Source organism: Pseudoflavitalea rhizosphaerae, assembly GCF_003991355.1.
Lineage (GTDB): Bacteria > Bacteroidota > Bacteroidia > Chitinophagales > Chitinophagaceae > Pseudobacter > Pseudobacter rhizosphaerae.
Window position 1 is genome coordinate 344,367 of sequence record NZ_RCSU01000001.1, and the last position, 18,999, is coordinate 363,365.

The following is an 18,999-nucleotide window of genomic DNA, read 5'->3' on the forward strand; positions in this document are numbered from 1 at the left end:
AGACCCCCTCTATCCATTCCGTGCCCCTGGCCCATCATTTTGAAGTTATAGTTCATATAGCCTGAATTAATCATAAGATAATGTTTTGCTTACCCTTGAGGTAACGCACCTGTTGTTTCTTTATGCCAACTATTAAACATTCTATAGTATGAGAAGAACTACGCTTTATTTTTTAACCCTCTTACTGGTATTTACAGGTTTTCATTCCCTGGCCCAGGTAACTACCAGCAGCATGTCCGGCGTTGTGAAGAACGACAAAGGAGAACCCCTCGTAGGCGCTACCGTTACTTTAAAACACGTTCCTACCGGCGCCACTTTCAATGTGGCCACCAGGACCGGCGGCGTGTTCGATATCAATAACATTCCTCCCGGCGGCCCTTATTCAGTAAAGATCTCCTTCATCGGCTTTACAGACTTCAACAGGGATGATATCAATATTCCGCTTGGCGACAAATTCGATCTTCAAACCACACTCCTGCCTGCCAATGCAGAATTACAGGTAGTAACGGTATCGGCTGCACGAAGAGGCGCCACGGAAAAAACAGGCGCATCTACCAATATCAGTAACCGCGCCGTACAGAATCTTCCCAACCTGACACGCAGCCTCACCAACCTCACGCGTATCACACCCCAGCAAAACGATAACGGTTTTGCCGGCATGAACAAACGATACAACAATATCACCATCGACGGATCGCTGTTCAACAATAACTTCGGAAGAAGTGGCGACGGCATGATCCCCGGCGGCGCCGTATCAGCCATCTCCGTGGATGCCATTGACCAGGTGCAGGTGAACATCTCCCCTTTCGATGTACGTCAGGCAGGCTTCATCGGAGGAGGTATCAATGCAGTAACAAGAAGAGGCACCAACAACTGGTATGGCACTGTTTATGGCTTCTACAGGAACCAGGAATTCACCGGAAAGAAAGTACTCGAACAAACCATCAACAACCCCAAACGTTCCAACAAAACTTTTGGCGCCAGCATTGGAGGTCCCATCATCAAAGACAAACTGTTCTTCTTCGTTAACTACGAAATGGAAAACAGAACACAGCCCGGTCAGACATTCGTGGCAAAGAAAAATGATGATGATAAAGGCCCCAACGTAACCTCCGTTCTTGCATCGGACCTGGACAGGCTCAGGAAACACCTGATGGACAATTATCAATACGATCCCGGTATCTACCAGGGATATGATTTCGAAACGGAGAACAAGAAATTCCTGGCAAGGATTGACTGGAATATCACCAGCAAACACCGTCTCACCCTGCGTTACACACAATCCAACACAGATGATGACGACCAGATCAACTCATCCAGCGTTACCGGCATTTCCAACGTGCCCCGTATCAACAACAGCCGCAGAGGCGGCACTACCGGTGGCATGGCTTATAATGGTTCCAACTTCAAGAACAATGTGAAAGTATGGTCAGGCGTGGCTGAGCTCAACTCCAATTTCAGCAGCAGGATTTCCAACCAGTTGCTGGTGTCATATACAGATAATGAATTGAAACGCGTACCCAATTCCACCGCCTCTTTTGTAGACATCATGCAGGCAGGTAACGGGAACAACGTGTACATTTCATTCGGGACCGACCTCTTCTCTTACAGGAATGAAATTTCCGACAAGGCGCTGAACATCGCCAACAACATCACTTTTAACCTTGGCAAACACACCCTCACAGGAGGTGTGAGCTATGAATACATGAAGTTCGCCAACTCCTTCACCAGTGCAGGTGGCCCTTCATATTACCGCTATGCTAATGTTGATGCTTTCATCAATGGCGATGCTCCAACTGTTTTTGCTGTTGCCTATGATCCCAACAATCCGAAAGGCATCAGGGTGCCCGAAGCGAAATTTGCACAGATAGGTTATTATGTACAGGATGTATGGACTGCTTCAAAGAATTTCAAACTCACTTATGGCATCCGTTTCGATCAGCCTGACTACCCATACGATCCTCCCCGCAACCCGGCCCTGGAACCAGTTGTATTCAAAGACCCCGATGGCAACAACGAGCAGTTCGATGTTAGCAAATGGCCCAGCAAAAAAGTATTGATCTCTCCCCGCGTTGGCTTCAGCTATGATGTGGATGGCGACAAGCAAACCATCGTAAGAGGTGGAACCGGTTTATTCACAGGCCGCATACCCTTCATCTGGCTGGTGAACCAGGTTGGTGATAATGGCATCATGCGCGCTACCTTCCAGGCCAATAGTTCCGAACTGGCAGGGATCGATTACAATTTAGACAGGGCTACACATATTCCTTCCAACCCTCCACCAGTTGGCACCACCATTCCCAGCGGCGCCAACTTTAGCGCCATTGCAAAGGATTTCAAAATGCCACAGGTCTGGAGGTCCAACCTCGCAGTAGACCGCAGATTCTCCGGCAATTATACATTCACGTTAGAGGCCCTCTACACGAAGATGGTGAACAACGCGTATTTCAGGAATGCCAACCTTGGTGCACAAACCGGGAACCTGAACAGTCCCGGCGACAAAAGACCCATGTTTTCCAGCAGGCTGAATTCCTTCATGAACCAGATGATAGTACTCGATAATACCAGTAAAGGTTACAGTCTGGCATTGACGGCTGCTGTTCAGAAATCCTTTTCTCAAAACTGGGAAGGCGGCCTCGCTTACACTTACACACTGGCACAGGAAGCCGCCATCGGCAGTTCAGACCAGTCCGGCAGCGGTTGGACCACCAACAATATCTCCGTCAATCCGAACTTACCCGAGCTCGGGGCCAGCAACTATGCAGTACCTCACCGCATCGTAGCGCACGGATCCTATCGTTTTGAATACAGGAAAAAAACTATGGCCACCACAGTAGGCATCTTCTATTCTGCACAACCGCAGGAAAGATATACGTTCAGGTACGGGGCAGACATCAACAACGACGGCCAAACCAACGATATCCTGTACATTCCCAAAGATCCGTCTGAAATAAAATTTGTGGAAGGCTTCATTACCAGGGCAGGCACTTTTACCGCTAAACAGCAAAGCGACGCCTTCTTCGCCTTCATCGAGAACGACAAATACCTGCGCAAACACAAAGGCCAGATGATGGAAAAATACGGCGCACTGCTCCCCTGGCAGCATACACTCGATCTGCGCGTGATGCAGGATTTCGTTTTTCGCACCGGCACAAAGAAACATACCATCCAGGTGAGTGTGGATGTACTCAACCTGCTGAACCTGCTCAACAGCAACTGGGGCTATCGTTACCAGTATACATTCGGCACATTCCAGGATGCCGGGATCGTAGGCAAACCAGCGGGATCAAACAATACGGGCAATGAGAATTTCGATCCCAACAATCCAAAATTCACTTTCGATCCCAATGCGCCCAAACAAGCTTACCAGGCTGCTTACACCACCAACAGCACCTGGGGCATCCAGTTGGGCCTGAGGTATATCTTCAACAATTAAGCGTTTAATCATCGCAGATACAAAAGTAGAAGGGGCTCGCTTGAGCCCCTTTCATCATTTACACAAACATTTCAATATTATTTCTTCACCGCTATTCCATTCAGCATTGTCCCTGCCAAAAAATCCATATGCTTCTCCACATACGCGAAATTATCTTCCAGGAAAAGCCGCTGGCCTATTGCGCGCATAGTCATATTCGTTACTTTGGTCCATACGCTGATCTCTTCTTCTGTCATCTTTCTTATCTCTCCCCTTTCGATCCCGTACAATACCAGGTCACGCAACAGGTTCTCCATGTATACATCTCGTTCCTTGCCGATATTCTCCATCAGTGCAGGGTTCTCCATCACGTCAGCCCGGAACACGGAGAACTTATCGATCTTCTCCCTGATGGAACCAAAGATGGTAGTAAACATCAACCTGAATTTTTCAGGAGCGGATTCCACCGAGTTCATCTTCTCTTCAGTGGTCCTGCGAGACTCATCCATATCCTCCGCCACTACCGCTTCGAAGATCTCTTCCTTGGTCTTATAGTAATAATAAAGTGAGCTTTTAGATTTTCCGATCGCGCGGGCAATATCCTCCATCGTGGTTTTCTTGAAACCAAAGCGCCCCAGCAGCTCCGCTGCCTTCCTCAATATCTCTTCCCGGATCGGGTCTTTAACAACTTGACTATTCGACATATTTAGTCAGATTAGAATTATTACAAAAATACCGAAAACCTAACAGGCCTGAACGCCGGCATAGGGAAACGTAGAAGATATTCTATGTTTCGGTAGTGCAATGCCTGTTAATCATTATAAATCAATTCAATCTACATGCCATTTGAAGCTTTGCCAAAAACCGCTCCAGACAGGTTCACCAGCTTTTCACATTTCCCTAACAAACTTTTTGACCATTTGAGTAAAATAGTCGAACGAAGATACTACTTTTGACTTTTAAACTAAAATAGTCGAATATTCATGGAACAATTAATTCTGGATACTGCCTACCAATGGTTCACTACTCAGGGAGTGCAATCCTTCACCATGGACGACATCGCATCCCGGCTGGGCATGTCGAAGAAAACGCTGTACCGCTACTTCGTATCCCGCCAGGAACTGGTGGAGAAATGTGCCAACCGGCTCTCGTCAGATTATGAAGCGGCAATGGTAATAGTGGATGAAAAGCCGGTGGATAGTCTCAGGAAATTGCTCGGCTATATCGGTACAGTTCTTAACTATTGCAAGAAGATAAATCCGGTATTCTTCTCAGACCTCCGCAGGCATTATCCAGTACAATGGGTGGAGCTGAACAAGAGCATGGAGAATACGATCGGCTCACGCATCATCAGAACACTGGAAACCGGTATCCAGGAAGGTCTCTTCCGTGGCAACCTGCATCCTCAGCTGGTGATCGCTATCTGGCAGCAGCACCTTGCTACAGATTTCGAATTCGCTTCCAGGCTCACCAATGATTATTCAAAGGACGAAGTGTTCCGTCAGGCGCTCTACCTCTTCCTCTACGGAGTGGTAACACCGGCTGCCATTCCTTCCCTGGAAGAAGAGCTGAACTCGTTCACGAATAACCCACAGGAACAAACGCAGTTACATACTCACCAATAATATTCCGATTGCTTGCTTGATGCCATAAGGCAGGAATTATTTCATACAACAATCATGAACATGAAACCGAAAATGCTTCATTTCCGGAGAGCAGCCTTTGTGTTGCTGATACTGACAGGTTTTGCTCCTGTTCTGCAGGCGCAGTCAGCGTCACAGCTTCCCTCTCCCTTTACCCTGAAGAACGCACTGGAGTTTGCATTGGAGCATAAATCCAATGTAAAGAAAGCAAAGCTCGATGAAGAGAACAGCGGGCACCAGATCGCAGAAGTGAGAAGCCGCGCGCTTCCTACCGTTACAGGATCAGGTAGTCTTTCTTACAATCCCATTCTTCAGTTGAGCGCTGTTCCCGGCGAACTGGCCGGACAGCCGGGCACTACCCTGCTGATCCCATTCGGACAGAAATGGAGCAGCAGCGCCGCCATCTCTTTACAACAAAACCTATTCGACCAGAGTGTATTCACCGGGCTGAAAGCAGCAAAGACCACGCAGGAGTATTACAAGATCCTCAGCACGCTCACTGATGAACAAACCATCGAACAGGTGGCCAGCAATTACTACCAGGTACTGGTACAACGCCAGAAACTGGTGGTGATAGACAGCAATATCGCAACCACTACACGCGTGAAGGAAGTGATAGAAGGCCAGTATAAAAATGGACTGGCCAAAAAGATCGATCTGGACAGAACACGCGTGAACATTTCCAACCTGCAGGCGCAACGCCAGCAGATCCTGAACGCTGTTCAGATCCAGGAGAACACATTGAAATTCTATATGGGTATGAATATCGCTACGCCAATTGATATTCCTGCCGCCACATTCGAGAACATCGAACCTTCATTTCAACTGGCTGCATCCAATCCGGATGTAACGAAGCTCACGGATTACCAGCTGCTCAAAAAGCAGGAAGTGCTGCTCAATTTTCAGAAAGATGCAGTGAAAGCGGAATACTATCCAACCCTCAGCCTGAATGGCAACTATGGTTACCAGGGTCTGGGCAATAAATTCCCGATCGGTACCGGCAAGCCTGCCGTTAACTGGTTCGATTATGCGAGTATCGGTCTCAACCTGAAGATCCCCATCTTCAACGGTTTCGCTACACGCTCTCGTGTAAGGCAGGCCGATGTTGATATCCGGAAAGTGCAGGAAGACCTGAAGAATACAGAGCTGAGCCTGAACCTCGCTTTTGAGAATGCGAAAACGCAGATCTCCAACAGCATCATCACCCTGAACAACCAGAAAGAGAATGTGGAGCTCGCCCAGGAAGTGTACGATAACACACGAAATAACTATAACCAGGGACTGGCGCCGCTTACAGACTTACTGGATGCGGAGAACAGTCTAACTACAGCTCAAAATAATTATTCATCAGCCCTGCTCGACTACCGCCTCGCGGAAATACAACTGATCAAATCGCAGGGAAATTTAAAATCACTCTTAAACTAACCAAATATGAAAAAGATAACTCGCATACTCCTGGCGGTAGTGCTTATCGGCGGTTCGCTCTTTCTGATAGCAAGTGTACTGAAGAAGAACAAACAGAAATCGGAAGAGAAAACTGCGGTGGTGGCGCAAACGAATGCTACTGTAGCAGTACGTGTGAGCCCTGTTGTTAAATCCGCTCCGGAACTGGACGTGATCGCCAACGGTAATTTCGCACCATCACAGGAGCTCAGCTTTGCTGCTGAAAAAGCAGGCCGGGTAGTGAATGTACTGGTGAAGGAAGGAAGCTATGTTTCAAAAGGACAGGTGCTGGCCACCATCCGTGTAGACCAGCTCAATGTAGACCTGGCCAGTGCGGAAGCAGCCTACCAGACAGCAGTAACCGATTTTGACCGGTACAGCAATGCCTTCAAAACAGGCGGCGTTACCCAACAGCAACTGGACCAGGCGAAGCTGCAGCTCAGCAATGCCAAAGCCAAACTGGATGCCAGCAGGATCAACCTCGGGGATGCCAGCATCCGCGCCAGCATCAATGGGATCGTGAATGCAAAATATATAGAGCCCGGTTCTGTAGTGGCCGCCGGCACCAAGCTCTTCGATATCGTGAACGTAAGCACCCTCAAACTGAGGGTGACCGTTAACGAAGCACAGGTGGCCAACCTGAAAACAGGCAGGGAAGTGAATGTGAAAGCCAGTGTATTTCCCGGAAAAGAATTCAAAGGCAATATCACATTCATAGCGCCCAAAGCCGATGCCAGCCTCAACTTCCCTGTTGAGATCACCATCGCCAACAATCCCGGTCAGCAACTGAAAGCAGGCATGTATGGTACTGCCGTATTCGATTTCCCTGACCAGGCCCCCACCATCATCGTTCCCCGCACAGCATTCGTGGGCAGCGTAAGCAGCGGCGAGATCTTCGTTGCAACCAATGGCGAAGCCAAACTGAAACGCGTAACAGCGGGCCGTGTATTCGGCAACCAGGTGGAAGTGCTGGACGGATTGCAGGAAGGTGACCAGGTGATCACCAGCGGCCAGATCAACCTGGTGGATGGCACTAAGGTCAGTGTGATCAAATAGACCGGTACCCATAGTTGCAGACTTAATCATTAATACATGAAACTGGCAGAAATATCAATCAAACGTCCATCCCTCGTGATCGTGTTGTTCACGATCCTCACGCTGGGTGGATTGTTCAGCTATTCTTTGCTTGGTTACGAACTGATCCCGAAGTTCGATACCAAAGCCATTACCATCGTAACCACCTACCCCGGCGCCTCGCCTGGTGAGGTAGAGAATACGGTAACTAAAAAAGTGGAAGATGCGGTAGCATCACTGGAGAATATCAAGAAACTGGAATCGAAATCGCTCGAAAGCGTATCGCTGGTTACCATCCAGCTGCAATCCACGGCAGACGCGGATTACGCACTCAACGACGCACAGAGGAAGATCAACGCCATCCTGAAAGACCTTCCGGATGATATCGATCCTCCTTCACTGAATAAATTTTCGCTGGACGATCTTCCTGTAGTAACACTTTCCTCTTCGGCCAATATGGACGAGAAGGAGTTCTTCGATCTCATCGATAAAAGGGTAAGTCCGATTTTGTCGAGGCTGGAAGGTGTTGCGCAGGTGAACCTGATCGGTGGACAGGAAAGAGAGATCCAGGTGAGCCTGGATGCAGACAAACTGAAAGGCTATGGCATTTCCGTGCCACAGGCCCAGCAGATGATCCTCGGCTCCAACCTCGACTTCCCTACCGGTAATGTGCAAACGCGCGAGCAGAGCATCCTGGTAAGATTATCGGGAAAATATAAATCGATAGATGAGCTGCGTAACCTGGTGCTGACCTCCAACAACGGCATCCAGGTGAGACTGGGCGATGTGGCGGATGTGCAGGATGCGCAGAAAGAAGTGGAAAAGATCAGCCGCGTTAACCAGGAGAATTCCATCGCCATCCAGATCATCAAACAATCCGATGCCAACGCGGTAGCGGTGTCTGAAGCCGTGCAAAAGCAGATCGCACAACTGGAGAAGGATTATGCGGCAGTCGGACTGAAACTGTCCATCGCGAACGACAGCTCCGTGTTCACACTGGAAGCAGCCGACTCGGTGGTGCATGACCTGCTGATAGCCGTACTGCTGGTGGCTTTCGTGATGTTGTTCTTCCTGCACAGTTTGCGGAACGCGATCATTGTGATGGTGAGTATCCCGGCATCACTCATCGCCACCTTCATTGGTATGGCGCTGTTTGGATATACACTCAACCTGATGAGCTTACTCGGTCTTTCTCTTGTGGTAGGTATCCTGGTGGATGACGCCATCGTGGTGCTGGAGAATATCTACCGCCATATGGAGATGGGCAAGAACCGTGTACGCGCAGCGTATGAGGGCACAAAAGAGATCGGTTTTACCGTAACCGCCATCACGCTTGTGATTGTGGTGGTGTTCCTGCCGATCGCATTGAGTACCGGTCTTGTTTCCAATATCATCAAACAGTTCTGCGTGGTGGTGATCATTTCCACCATGTTATCCCTCCTCTCGTCATTCACCATTGTACCCTGGCTGAGCTCCAGGTTCGGTAAGCTGGAGCATATCACCGGCAAGAATATTTTCGGAAAGATCATCCTGCGTTTTGAAAAAGGACTCACCTCTTTCACACACTGGATCACCAATATCCTCAAATGGAGCCTGCATCACAAACGTGTTACACTGGCCCTGGTGCTGGTATTGTTTGTAGGTTCCCTTTATATGGTAGGCGGTGGATTCATTGGTGGCGAGTTCTTCTCGAAGAGTGATCGCGGCGAATTCCTTGTGCAGATCGAAATGCCGAAGGATGCCGCCATCGAACAGACCAACCAGATGACACAGAAAGCGGAAAAATTCCTGCGCAATAAAGTGGAAGTGGTGGACCTCATCACTACTGTTGGTCAAACCAGCGAAGGACTGGGTGCATCACAATCCACACCATACAAATCGGAAGTGCTGGTAAAGCTCGTTCCCAAACAACTGAGGGCAGACGATTCTTACGTATATGCAGCCAAAGTGAAAAGGGAATTGCAACAGGTGCTGGTAGGCGCCAAGATCAAGACAACCCCGATCGGTATGCTCGGAACAGCCGACCAGGCGCCGCTTGCGCTGGTGGTGACCGGCTCTGACCTCGACAGTGCAATGGTATTCGCCAACGCAGCCATGGCCGAACTGAAAAAGATCAGGGGAGCTACCGAGATCAAGCTCACCGTGGAATCCGGGAACCCCGAAATCAATGTGCAGGTGGACCGTGATAAGATGGCAAGTCTTGGATTGACCTTGCAAACTGTAGGCCTTACCATGCAGACTGCCTTCAACGGCAATACCGATGGAAAATACCGCGCCGGCGAATACGAGTATGATATCAATATCCGTTACGGAGCTTTCAACCGCAGCAGCATCGATGATGTGCGCAACCTGGAGTTCACTAACGATAAAGGACAATCGATAAAATTATCACAGTTCGCTACCATCACGGAATCATCCGGTCCCAGTCAACTGGAGCGCCGCGACAAGAGTCCTTCGGTTACTGTTCAGGGTCAGACCGTGGGCCGGCCGAGCGGCACCATCGCCGGCGAATGGCAGAAGGCTTTTGAGCAGATCCGCAAGCCAACAGGCGTGAACTGGATCTGGGGTGGCGATATGGAAAACCAGAGTGAAGGTTTCGGTACGCTCGGCGTAGCGCTGCTGGCCGCCATCCTCCTGGTTTACCTGGTGATGGTAACCCTGTACGATAGTTTTGTAACGCCGTTCGTGGTGCTGTTCTCTGTGCCGCTCTCCTTCATCGGGGCACTGCTGGCGCTGGGATTGACCAATAACTCTCTGAACATCTTCACCATCCTGGGTGTGATCATGCTGATCGGCCTGGTGTGTAAGAACGCGATCATGATCGTGGACTTCGCCAATCACAGGAAGCAGGCCGGGGAAGATACCTTCAATGCATTGATCCAGGCCAACCATGCGAGGTTGCGCCCGATCCTGATGACCACCATCGCGATGGTATTCGGTATGTTGCCGATTGCGATCGCTTCCGGCCCCGGCGCCGAATGGAAGAATGGCCTGGCATGGGTGATCATCGGCGGTCTGATCAGTTCGCTCTTCCTGACACTGATCATCGTACCCGTGATCTACGCCATCTTCGACCATTGGGGAAACAGGAGAAAAAAGAAAAGGAAACAACAAAAATCGATAGAAGAATTAATGGATGAAGACTATGTGCCCACAGAAACCGAAGATGGTTTCACCCCTGTGCATGTAGTGTAAGAAAGGCATTGCATCAGCAAGGCTGTACACAACCGGAATGGATAAGTATCGGTTGTTGTTTGGGGTTATATGATAAGGCCGTCACCTGGGGAGGTGGCGGCCTTTGTTTATTTTATGAGGGTGTGAAAGCAAATATCAGCGTGTGGCAGTCGCTCGCCTCTGGCAAGTGACTTATAATTGCTCGCCTCTGGCGAGTTCAGTGTTCGCCGGAGGCGAACGAATAGAACTCACTCGCCGGGAGGCGAGCGAGTGGGCTCCCCGAAAGGCAAAAAACACTTTTTTAGTCAGCCTCTGGCAGCCGCGAGATTAAGCAGGCCATGCCCACTTCAGAAACACCGGCATTGCCTTCGCCCAGGTTTCCACATCGTGCCTGCCCTCGGGCAGTTGAAGGTATTTCAAGTCTTTTCCTTCGAGATATCCTTTGTAATACAATTCGCGCATACAGTCAATAGTATCATCGATGGTATCGATCACTCCATTTTTATTCCTGTCTTCCGTTTCATCCTGCTCTCCTACTTCAAAGAAGAATCGTTGCCCGGGATGATACACTCCTTCACGGATCTGGCGATGCATGAGACGATCCCGCTGCTCATTGTAATCGCGTTCTGTTTTGTCTTTACTTCTCCACCAGAGTGATCCGGAGAAAACGCCTGCCGTGCTGAACACGCGCGGATTGTTCCAAACAAGGTCCAGTGCGCTGAGGCCCCCGAGTGAGAAACCTGCAAATGCTTTTTCACCGCGCACCATCATGGGGTAGCGGTAGCAACAATATGGGAGTAATTCTTCGAGAATGAATTGCTGGTATTGTGAGGCCCTGGCGCCGCGTCCCTTGAAGTCTGCGGAATGGACCATTCCGTATTCGTTCTTGCGGTCTTCGCCACAGTGGATGGCTACTACCATGAGGGGTCTTACCTGGTTGCCGGAGAAAAGTTCATGAAGGATCCTTTCCAGACCAATAGCTTCCATGTCCTGTCCATCATTGAGGAACAGCACGGGCACTGATGCTTGTGCTGCAGGAACAGGGGGAATGTAGCAATTGACCTTAACCGTTCTTTCCAGGGCATCTGATGGCAATGTAACCGTTTCTACCATCACCCCGGTGCTGATAGCTGTATCCATAACGCGTCAAAAATAGGCATTCCGATTTGTTTTTATGCCCCGGTTCCGATAAATTTGGTTACCACTCTGCCCTTTTCATTTTTTAAACCCAGCGCTTATGAAAAAGATCGGGATACTCTTCGGTAAGGAAAGATCATTCCCCATGGCTTTTATCGAAGAAGTGAATAAACGGCAGGTGGATGGGATCATGGCGGAACCAGTGATGATAGACAAAGTGGTGCAGGGCGCTGCCGATGAATACACCGTGATAGTGGACCGGATCTCACAGGATGTTCCTTTCTACCGGGCCTTTCTCAAGAATGCCGCCATCTGTGGCACAGCCGTTATCAACAATCCTTTCTGGTGGAGCGCCGATGAAAAGTTCTTCAACAATTGTCTTGCCGTGAAGATCGGAGTGCTCGTTCCCAAAACAGTGATCCTCCCTTCCCACGAGCTGCCGCCCGATACAAGCAATGAGAGCTTCAGCAACCTGGCTTACCCGATGGACTGGAACGGTATTTTCGATTACGTGGGTTTTCCTGCCTACATGAAACCCTTTGCCGGCGGTGGCTGGAAGAACGTATACAAGTTGCACGACATGGACGATTTCTTCCAGAAGCATAAAGAGACCGGGCAACTGGTGATGCTGTTGCAGGAAGAAATAATTTTTGAAGAGTATTACCGTTGTTATTGCATCGGAGGAAAATATGTCCGCATCATGGGATATGAACCAAGAAATCCGCATCATTTAAGATATAGCCATAACTTTACCCCTTCAGCAGAACGTTTACAACTGATGGAAGACATCGTGCTTCGCCTCAATCAATTCCTCGGGTATGATTTCAATACCGTTGAGCTGGCTGTGAGAGACGGTATTCCCTACGCGATCGACTTCTGCAATCCCGCACCGGACGCAGATCTTCCGAGTGTAGGAGAAGAGAATTTCAACTGGGTGGTGGAAACAGCCGCTACCTATGCCATCGAAAGAGCATTGGCGCATCAGCCACACAGGGACAATCTCACCTGGGGAGAATACCTGAAACGCAGTGTAACGAAACAGTTATTATCACATTAGCCGCATGTCAAATATTTCATACAACCAGTTTACCCTTGGCGTAGAAGAAGAGTACATGGTCATCGATCCTGTTACGCGGGAACTGAAGAGCCATGAGCAGAAGATCGTAACAGAAGGTCAGAAGGTGATCAAAGACAAGGTGAAAGCCGAGATGCACCAGGCCGTAGTAGAAGTAGGTACCGATATCTGCGCCAACGTGGATGAAGCCTATAAAGATGTAGCCCAATTGCGAAAGACCATTGCCGGTATTGCCGGCGATCTCGGTTATCATATCGGCGCCGCCGGAACGCATCCCTTCAGTCACTGGGAAAGCCAGCTCATCACTGACCATGTGCGTTATAGTGAGTTGGTGAACGAACTCCAGGAAGCTGCACGCAGCAATCTCATATTTGGACTGCATGTACATGTTGGCATGGAGAGCCGCGAAATGGCCAATCATATCGCCAATTCCACCCGCTATTTCCTGCCGCACATCTATGCTCTCAGCGTGAATTCGCCGTTTTGGGAAGGCAGACAAACTGGTTACAAGAGTTTCCGCACCAGGGTATTTGATAAATTCCCCCGCACAGGGATCCCCGAAACCTTTGATACCATCGAGGACTACGACAACTATGTGAAGCTGCTGGTCAAGACCAATTGTATCGATAACGCCAAAAAGATCTGGTGGGACCTCCGCGTGCATCCTTTCTTCAATACCGTTGAATTCCGCATCTGCGATGTTCCAATGACCGTTTCTGACACCATTGCCATCGCCGCTTTGTTCCAGGGGATCTGCGCCAAGATCTACAAACTCAGAACACAGAACCTCAATTTCATTCAATACAGCCGCTCACTCATCAACGAAAACAAATGGCGCGCCAGCCGTTACGGACTGGATGGACGACTGATCGATTTTGGAAAAGAAGAAGAAGTGAACACACGTGTGCTGATCAATGAACTGCTGGACTTCATCGATGATGTAGTAGACCCGCTGGGCAGCCGCCATGCCGTCAACTATGTAAGCAAGATCATGGAAAACGGTACAGGCGCAGACCGCCAGCTCGCTGTGTACGAACAATCGAAGAATCTCGTAAGCGTTGTGGACTATATCCACTCACAGTTCCTGGCGGACACCTGATGTTTTCCATCGGAATGCCGCCAGTCGCTCGCCTCTGGCGAGTGACCTGTATTTAGTCGCCTCCGGCGACGCGGCGCTCGCCGGAGGCGAGCAAATAGCCGTCACTCGCGGGGACGCGAGCGACTGCTCCCTGAAGCATCAACATCCCTGATAAATTTGATCACCCCGTTCATGAATACCTGCTGATCATCCCACATGCTGAGATGGCTGCCATTCGGACAATGAAGGTATTGGCCGTTCTTCACCTGCATGCTCATCCAGCGCATATGCTCCGGGTCCATCGTATCATGTGTGGCCCCAACAGTGAGCGTGGGCACAGTGATCAGGGGAAGGTCTTTCTTCCTGTCCCAGTTTTCCAGCCTTCCTGAAATACCAAATTCAGATGGCCCCTGCATCAGCGTATATACGGCAGCGTTGACATGTTTAAGTGCGCGGTTCAAAGGATCAGGCCATTCCTTCAACCTGCAGATATGTGCCGTATAGAAATATTCCATCAGCAATCTTGAATAGGTGGGATTGCCATAATCATTCGCTTTTTCCAGTTGCTGAACCGTATCATAGACCAGTGGCGGCAATTGCTTCGCCAGCACTTCATTGGAGTATTTATCGTAATCAGGACAACTGGCCATCATATTGCAGATGATCAGTCCTTTCAGGTGTTGCTGATATTTCAAGGCATACTCCATGGCCAGAAGTCCACCCCATGAATTGCCGAGCAGGAAGAAATTGGAACTGTCCAGTTTCAGCGCGCTCCGCACCTGCTCCACTTCATCCACAAACCTTTCGATGGTCCAGAGACTGCTGTCCGTTGGTTGATCGGAATAATAAGAACCGAGCTGATCATATTCATAGAATTCGATATTCTCCCTGGGGAAGAAACTTTCAAACGCTTCCATGTATTCATGCGTCATGGCCGGCCCGCCGTGCAGCAGTAAAACCTTGATGGCCGGGTTATTTCCGAAACGTTTGGTCCAGACTTTGAAATTGCCCACGGGCGTTTGCACCGGGACCATGCGGATACCCGCCGTAAGAACACCTGTGTCACCAGTATTGAAATAATTGCAGGGCGCCGTGGAAGTATGATCGTTCTTGCAGGCAGTAAGGCCAATACAGGCCATGCCCATCAGCAGAACAGCAAGCAACTTTCTCATAAAGGTTGTTTTACTCAATTTACACAATCGGCGGCGCTCCGCATTCGGTCTATTCAAAAAATCCTTACTTTCCGGTACGCTTTTCATTTCAAACGGACAAACATGAGAATCATTTACGCATTGCCCCTATTCCTGCTGACCGCCTGTAATGCTGCCAAAGAAAAGATCGACCTGCTGGTGCATCATGCCACCATTTACACGGTAGACAGCAGCTTCAGCACCGCCGAAGCCATGGCTATCAAAGATGGTAAGATACTGGAAACAGGCAGCAATGAAGCCCTGCTGAAAAAATATGAGGCGAAAGAAACCCTGGATGCAAAAGGACAATTCATCTACCCCGGCTTCATCGACGCCCATGCGCATTTCTACAGCTACGGTCTTGGTCTCCAGGCCGCCGATCTAACGGGAACGGATAGCTGGCAATCCATCATCGATACACTTCGCTCCTTCTCTACATCCCATCCCGATGGCTGGCTGATCGGCCGCGGCTGGGACCAGAACGACTGGAACGAAAAAGAATTCCCAAACAATGAAGCGCTCAACATTTTATTCCCTGACCGCCCTGTATTATTGTCGAGGATCGATGGTCATGCTGCCATCGCCAACAATAAAGCCTTAGAGATGGCCAATCTCAAACCAGGCATTACCATCACCGGCGGGACCGCTGAAGTCCGCAATGGCAGGCTCACCGGCATACTGGTAGACAATGCCATCGATCTCGTGAGCCGTATCATTCCCGATCCTCACCCTCAGCAAATAAAGCAGGGTCTGCTGGATGCACAGCAACGCTGCTTCGCCATGGGCCTTACCACCATCGACGACTGCGGCCTGCCCTACCAGGTTGCAGAACTGATAGACCGCCTCCACAAAAGCGGCGAACTCAAAATGCGCCTCTACGTTATGCTCAGCGATGGCAAAGCCAATTTCGATTATCTTTTCGCCAAAGGACGTATCAAAACAGACCGCCTTCATATCAACGGATTCAAAGTATACGCTGACGGCGCCCTCGGCTCCCGCGGCGCTTGCCTGCTCAAGCCCTACTCAGACAAACCCAACTGGAGCGGCTTCCTCCTCAGCGCCCCCGAACATTTCGACTCCGTTGCCAATATCCTCTACAACAAAAATTTCCAAATGTGCACCCACGCCATCGGCGACTCCGGCAACCGGACTATCCTCAACACCTATGCGAAATACCTTAAAGGCCCCAATGACCGCCGCTGGCGCATCGAACATGCCCAGGTAGTGAACAAAGCCGATTTTGGCCTCTTCGGAAAATACAGTATCATCCCCTCCGTTCAACCCACACACGCCACCAGCGATATGTACTGGGCTGAACAACGCCTCGGTCCCGATCGCGTCCGTGGCGCCTACGCCTTCAACGATCTCCTGAAACAAAACGGCTGGATCCCGCTCGGCACCGACTTCCCCGTTGAAGACATCTCCCCTTTCAAAACCTTTTTCGCCGCCGTCATCCGCAAAGACGCCAAAGGCTGGCCAGCCAACGGCTACCAGACAGAGAACGCACTGAGCAGGGACGCTGCACTCCGCGGCATGACCATCTGGGCTGCCAAATCAAATTTTGAAGAACGCGAAAAAGGAAGCCTGGAGAAGGGGAAGGTTGCAGATTTTGTGCTGCTGAATGCTGATATTATGAAAGCAGCAGAAAGTGAGTTGTTGGGAGTGAATGTGCAGCAGACTTATGTGAATGGAGAGAAAGTGTACCAGAAATAATTTTTGTGGTTTTGGGGCGGATTCGGGGTATGAAAAATACGGCTGGCGAAATGAACCGGCGCGAAAGGATATTTATTGAGCTGTAGTGGGGGAAGATGGGGCTGTGGAATATTGGCCGGACTTCTTCGCTTACATTTCGAGGCCGTTTTTTCATACACCCTCACCGCCAGTGTCGTTGCGGGTGCAACGCCATTTATCTCACGGGGTAAGCTCCGCACATATCTGCAACGGGGGAAAGGGATGGGGTAACGGACGCATCATTCATTACTGATTTCGGACATGGGATCTCTGATAATCCTCACGTACTCATTTCAAAACATCTTCTTCTTTGAGAAAGCAAATTTCAACATAATCATCGCCGGTCTGTTTATTGCTATCATCAACGCATATACTGAGCACAACATTGAATAGTAAAGACTGTTGCAAACAATCATTTTTAAACTGCTGCACATTCCGGGACATGCGCAATGGGGTATGGTCTTTTGAGGCCTTCAAAATATAAGCGAAGAAGTCCTTTAGATTTACCACAGCCCCATCTTCCCCCACCACAGCCCAATAAATATCCTCCCGCGACGGTATATTTTACAGCCTCAAAAGACCATACCCCGCTGCACCCGGGCTTTACCTGAGTACTTTGCGTGAAACGGCATTTCGGCTGTCCGTTTGCGTTGTAATATCAAGACCCAGGAGATTTGCTACCAGCGCATATACATGAACGTTTTGGAAGCTGCCGATGGTCTTTCCGGATCTTATCTGAGGGCCCCAGGCGTAGAAACTGGCATGCATTTCCTTGTACCGGTAAGGATCATAGCCATGACGGCCGGGAATCGGCCGGCGGTTGCCCCAGGAGAATGTCCTGGGATAGCGCGGCAATATCAGGATATCGCCGATCCGGCCATAGCGGTCGTTTTGAGAATTGTATTGCCAGCGGCGTGGTGTGGAGGAGCTGAGATAGACATCGAAGCCGTTTGAAGCTGCTTTGAGTTGCTTGTATTGGGATTGAATTTCCTGAGGGTCCTTGTTTTTGGAGTAGAGATGGATGATCATGTTGCTGATCGTGACCCAGAACCTGGATGTATCTGCATCAGGTGGCCGCAGGGTGTTTACGGTATCAACTGTGCTCATGCCATGATCAGAAACGAAGATCACATTCACGGGGAGCTTTGAAGAATCGATGATGGCCTGCATCTGACCAACCGCTTGATCGATGAGCTGAACGGCGGCAGCAGTCTCTGGTGCATCCGGACCATGTTCATGCGCTTCGTGGTCTACTTCAGGAAAATAGAAAGTGATGAGGTGCGGCCGTTTTTCTTCGGGCAGCGAGAGCCAGTCTTTTACAGCAGTCAATCGATCAGGCATTGCAATGTCCGTTCCGTAATGATACCAGTAGCTGGGACGGATACCCTGCACCGGCGCTTCGGAACCTACCCAGTAGAAACTTGCTGACAACAATTGTTGTTTTTCGGCCAGCACCCAGAGCGGCTCACCGCCATACCAGGTACTGTCGGTTACCTCTTTGATATTACCCATGGAATATCGACGCTTCAGTGAAGGATCGAAAAAGGTATTATCAACCAGTCCATGATGCGCAGGATACAAGCCTGTTACCAAAGTATAATGATTGGGAAAAGTAAGCGATGGAAAAGCAGGGACCATGGATTTGGCGCGAACGCCGCCCTTGCTCAGCCTTTGCAGGTTCATGGCATTGAACTTTTGCATGTAGTCGTAACGGAAACCATCAGCCGAGATGAGGACCACATAGGGTTTCTTGTATTGCGCAGGACTGTTCTGGCGGCCAGGCTCTACTTGTTGCGTTGTGTTTTGTTTGGATCTTTGCTGCGCATGGAGCTGGCTGCCATGGAGCAGCAGCAATAAAGACAAGTATAGTATTGTAGAAGGCTTTCCCATGTTTCGGCATTTCGATTGTCAAATATTCAAAATATTTGCATGCTTTTGGAAGATAGCGGTTGCGAAAACGGAAAATTAATATCCGGCCTGTAGCCGGGACTGCTGAAACAGAGTTTCTGTAAAACTGGAAAAACCATTAGATTTGATCA

The 18,999-nt window shown here is 49.7% G+C and carries 12 protein-coding genes; 8 read left to right on the forward strand and 4 right to left on the reverse strand.

Features of this window, described 5'->3' with window-relative positions:
* Window positions 1-148: 148 nt before the first annotated feature.
* Complete coding sequence (locus D9Y29_RS01305) at window positions 149-3,436, forward strand: TonB-dependent receptor (protein WP_127124628.1); 3,288 nt, start codon at window positions 149-151, stop codon at window positions 3,434-3,436.
* A 77-nt stretch (window positions 3,437-3,513) separates the two neighbouring features.
* Here D9Y29_RS01305 and D9Y29_RS01310 read toward each other — a convergent pair whose 3' ends face one another.
* Window positions 3,514-4,119: a TetR/AcrR family transcriptional regulator gene (locus D9Y29_RS01310; protein ID WP_127124629.1), complete on the reverse strand. Its 606-nt coding sequence runs from the start codon at window positions 4,117-4,119 to the stop codon at window positions 3,514-3,516.
* Between the two features lie 279 nt (window positions 4,120-4,398).
* On the opposite strand from D9Y29_RS01310, the gene D9Y29_RS01315 reads away from it, so the two are divergent.
* Genes D9Y29_RS01315 through D9Y29_RS01330 form a run of 4 tightly spaced genes read left to right on the forward strand, consistent with a single transcriptional unit; the run spans window position 4,399 to window position 10,770 of the window.
* Window positions 4,399-5,040 (forward strand): TetR/AcrR family transcriptional regulator, encoded by a 642-nt coding sequence (locus D9Y29_RS01315; RefSeq protein ID WP_127124630.1) that lies wholly within the window; start codon window positions 4,399-4,401, stop codon window positions 5,038-5,040.
* A gap of 54 nt (window positions 5,041-5,094) precedes the next feature.
* Window positions 5,095-6,483, forward strand: a complete 1,389-nt coding sequence (locus D9Y29_RS01320; protein WP_206513681.1) for a TolC family protein — start codon at window positions 5,095-5,097, stop codon at window positions 6,481-6,483.
* Between the two features lie 6 nt (window positions 6,484-6,489).
* A complete protein-coding gene (locus D9Y29_RS01325; RefSeq protein WP_127124631.1) occupies window positions 6,490-7,557 on the forward strand; it encodes an efflux RND transporter periplasmic adaptor subunit in 1,068 nt (355 codons plus the stop codon).
* 36 nt (window positions 7,558-7,593) lie between these two features.
* Window positions 7,594-10,770, forward strand: a complete 3,177-nt coding sequence (locus D9Y29_RS01330; RefSeq protein WP_127124632.1) for an efflux RND transporter permease subunit — start codon at window positions 7,594-7,596, stop codon at window positions 10,768-10,770.
* Window positions 10,771-11,076: 306 nt separating this feature from the next.
* Here the strand turns inward: D9Y29_RS01330 and D9Y29_RS01335 are convergent, their stop codons facing one another.
* On the reverse strand, window positions 11,077-11,889 hold the full coding sequence (locus D9Y29_RS01335; RefSeq protein ID WP_127124633.1) for an alpha/beta hydrolase: 813 nt from the start codon (window positions 11,887-11,889) through the stop codon (window positions 11,077-11,079).
* 97 nt (window positions 11,890-11,986) lie between these two features.
* Here D9Y29_RS01335 and D9Y29_RS01340 point away from each other — a divergent pair, with 97 nt between their 5' ends.
* Window positions 11,987-12,943 (forward strand): ATP-grasp domain-containing protein, encoded by a 957-nt coding sequence (locus D9Y29_RS01340; RefSeq protein ID WP_127124634.1) that lies wholly within the window; start codon window positions 11,987-11,989, stop codon window positions 12,941-12,943.
* A 4-nt stretch (window positions 12,944-12,947) separates the two neighbouring features.
* The gene (locus D9Y29_RS01345) at window positions 12,948-14,060 is read left to right on the forward strand and encodes a carboxylate-amine ligase (protein ID WP_127124635.1); all 1,113 of its coding nucleotides are present in this window, start codon (window positions 12,948-12,950) and stop codon (window positions 14,058-14,060) included.
* A 101-nt stretch (window positions 14,061-14,161) separates the two neighbouring features.
* On the opposite strand, the gene D9Y29_RS01350 is transcribed toward D9Y29_RS01345, so the two are convergent.
* Window positions 14,162-15,211 carry a proline iminopeptidase-family hydrolase gene (locus D9Y29_RS01350; protein ID WP_127124636.1) on the reverse strand — a complete coding sequence of 350 codons (1,050 nt, stop codon included), beginning with the start codon at window positions 15,209-15,211 and terminating at the stop codon, window positions 14,162-14,164.
* 102 nt (window positions 15,212-15,313) lie between these two features.
* On the opposite strand from D9Y29_RS01350, the gene D9Y29_RS01355 reads away from it, so the two are divergent.
* A complete protein-coding gene (locus tag D9Y29_RS01355; protein WP_127124637.1) occupies window positions 15,314-16,942 on the forward strand; it encodes an amidohydrolase in 1,629 nt (542 codons plus the stop codon).
* A 621-nt stretch (window positions 16,943-17,563) separates the two neighbouring features.
* Here D9Y29_RS01355 and D9Y29_RS01360 read toward each other — a convergent pair.
* The gene (locus D9Y29_RS01360) at window positions 17,564-18,850 is read right to left on the reverse strand and encodes an alkaline phosphatase family protein (RefSeq protein ID WP_127124638.1); all 1,287 of its coding nucleotides are present in this window, start codon (window positions 18,848-18,850) and stop codon (window positions 17,564-17,566) included.
* Between the last annotated feature and the right edge of the window lie 149 nt (window positions 18,851-18,999).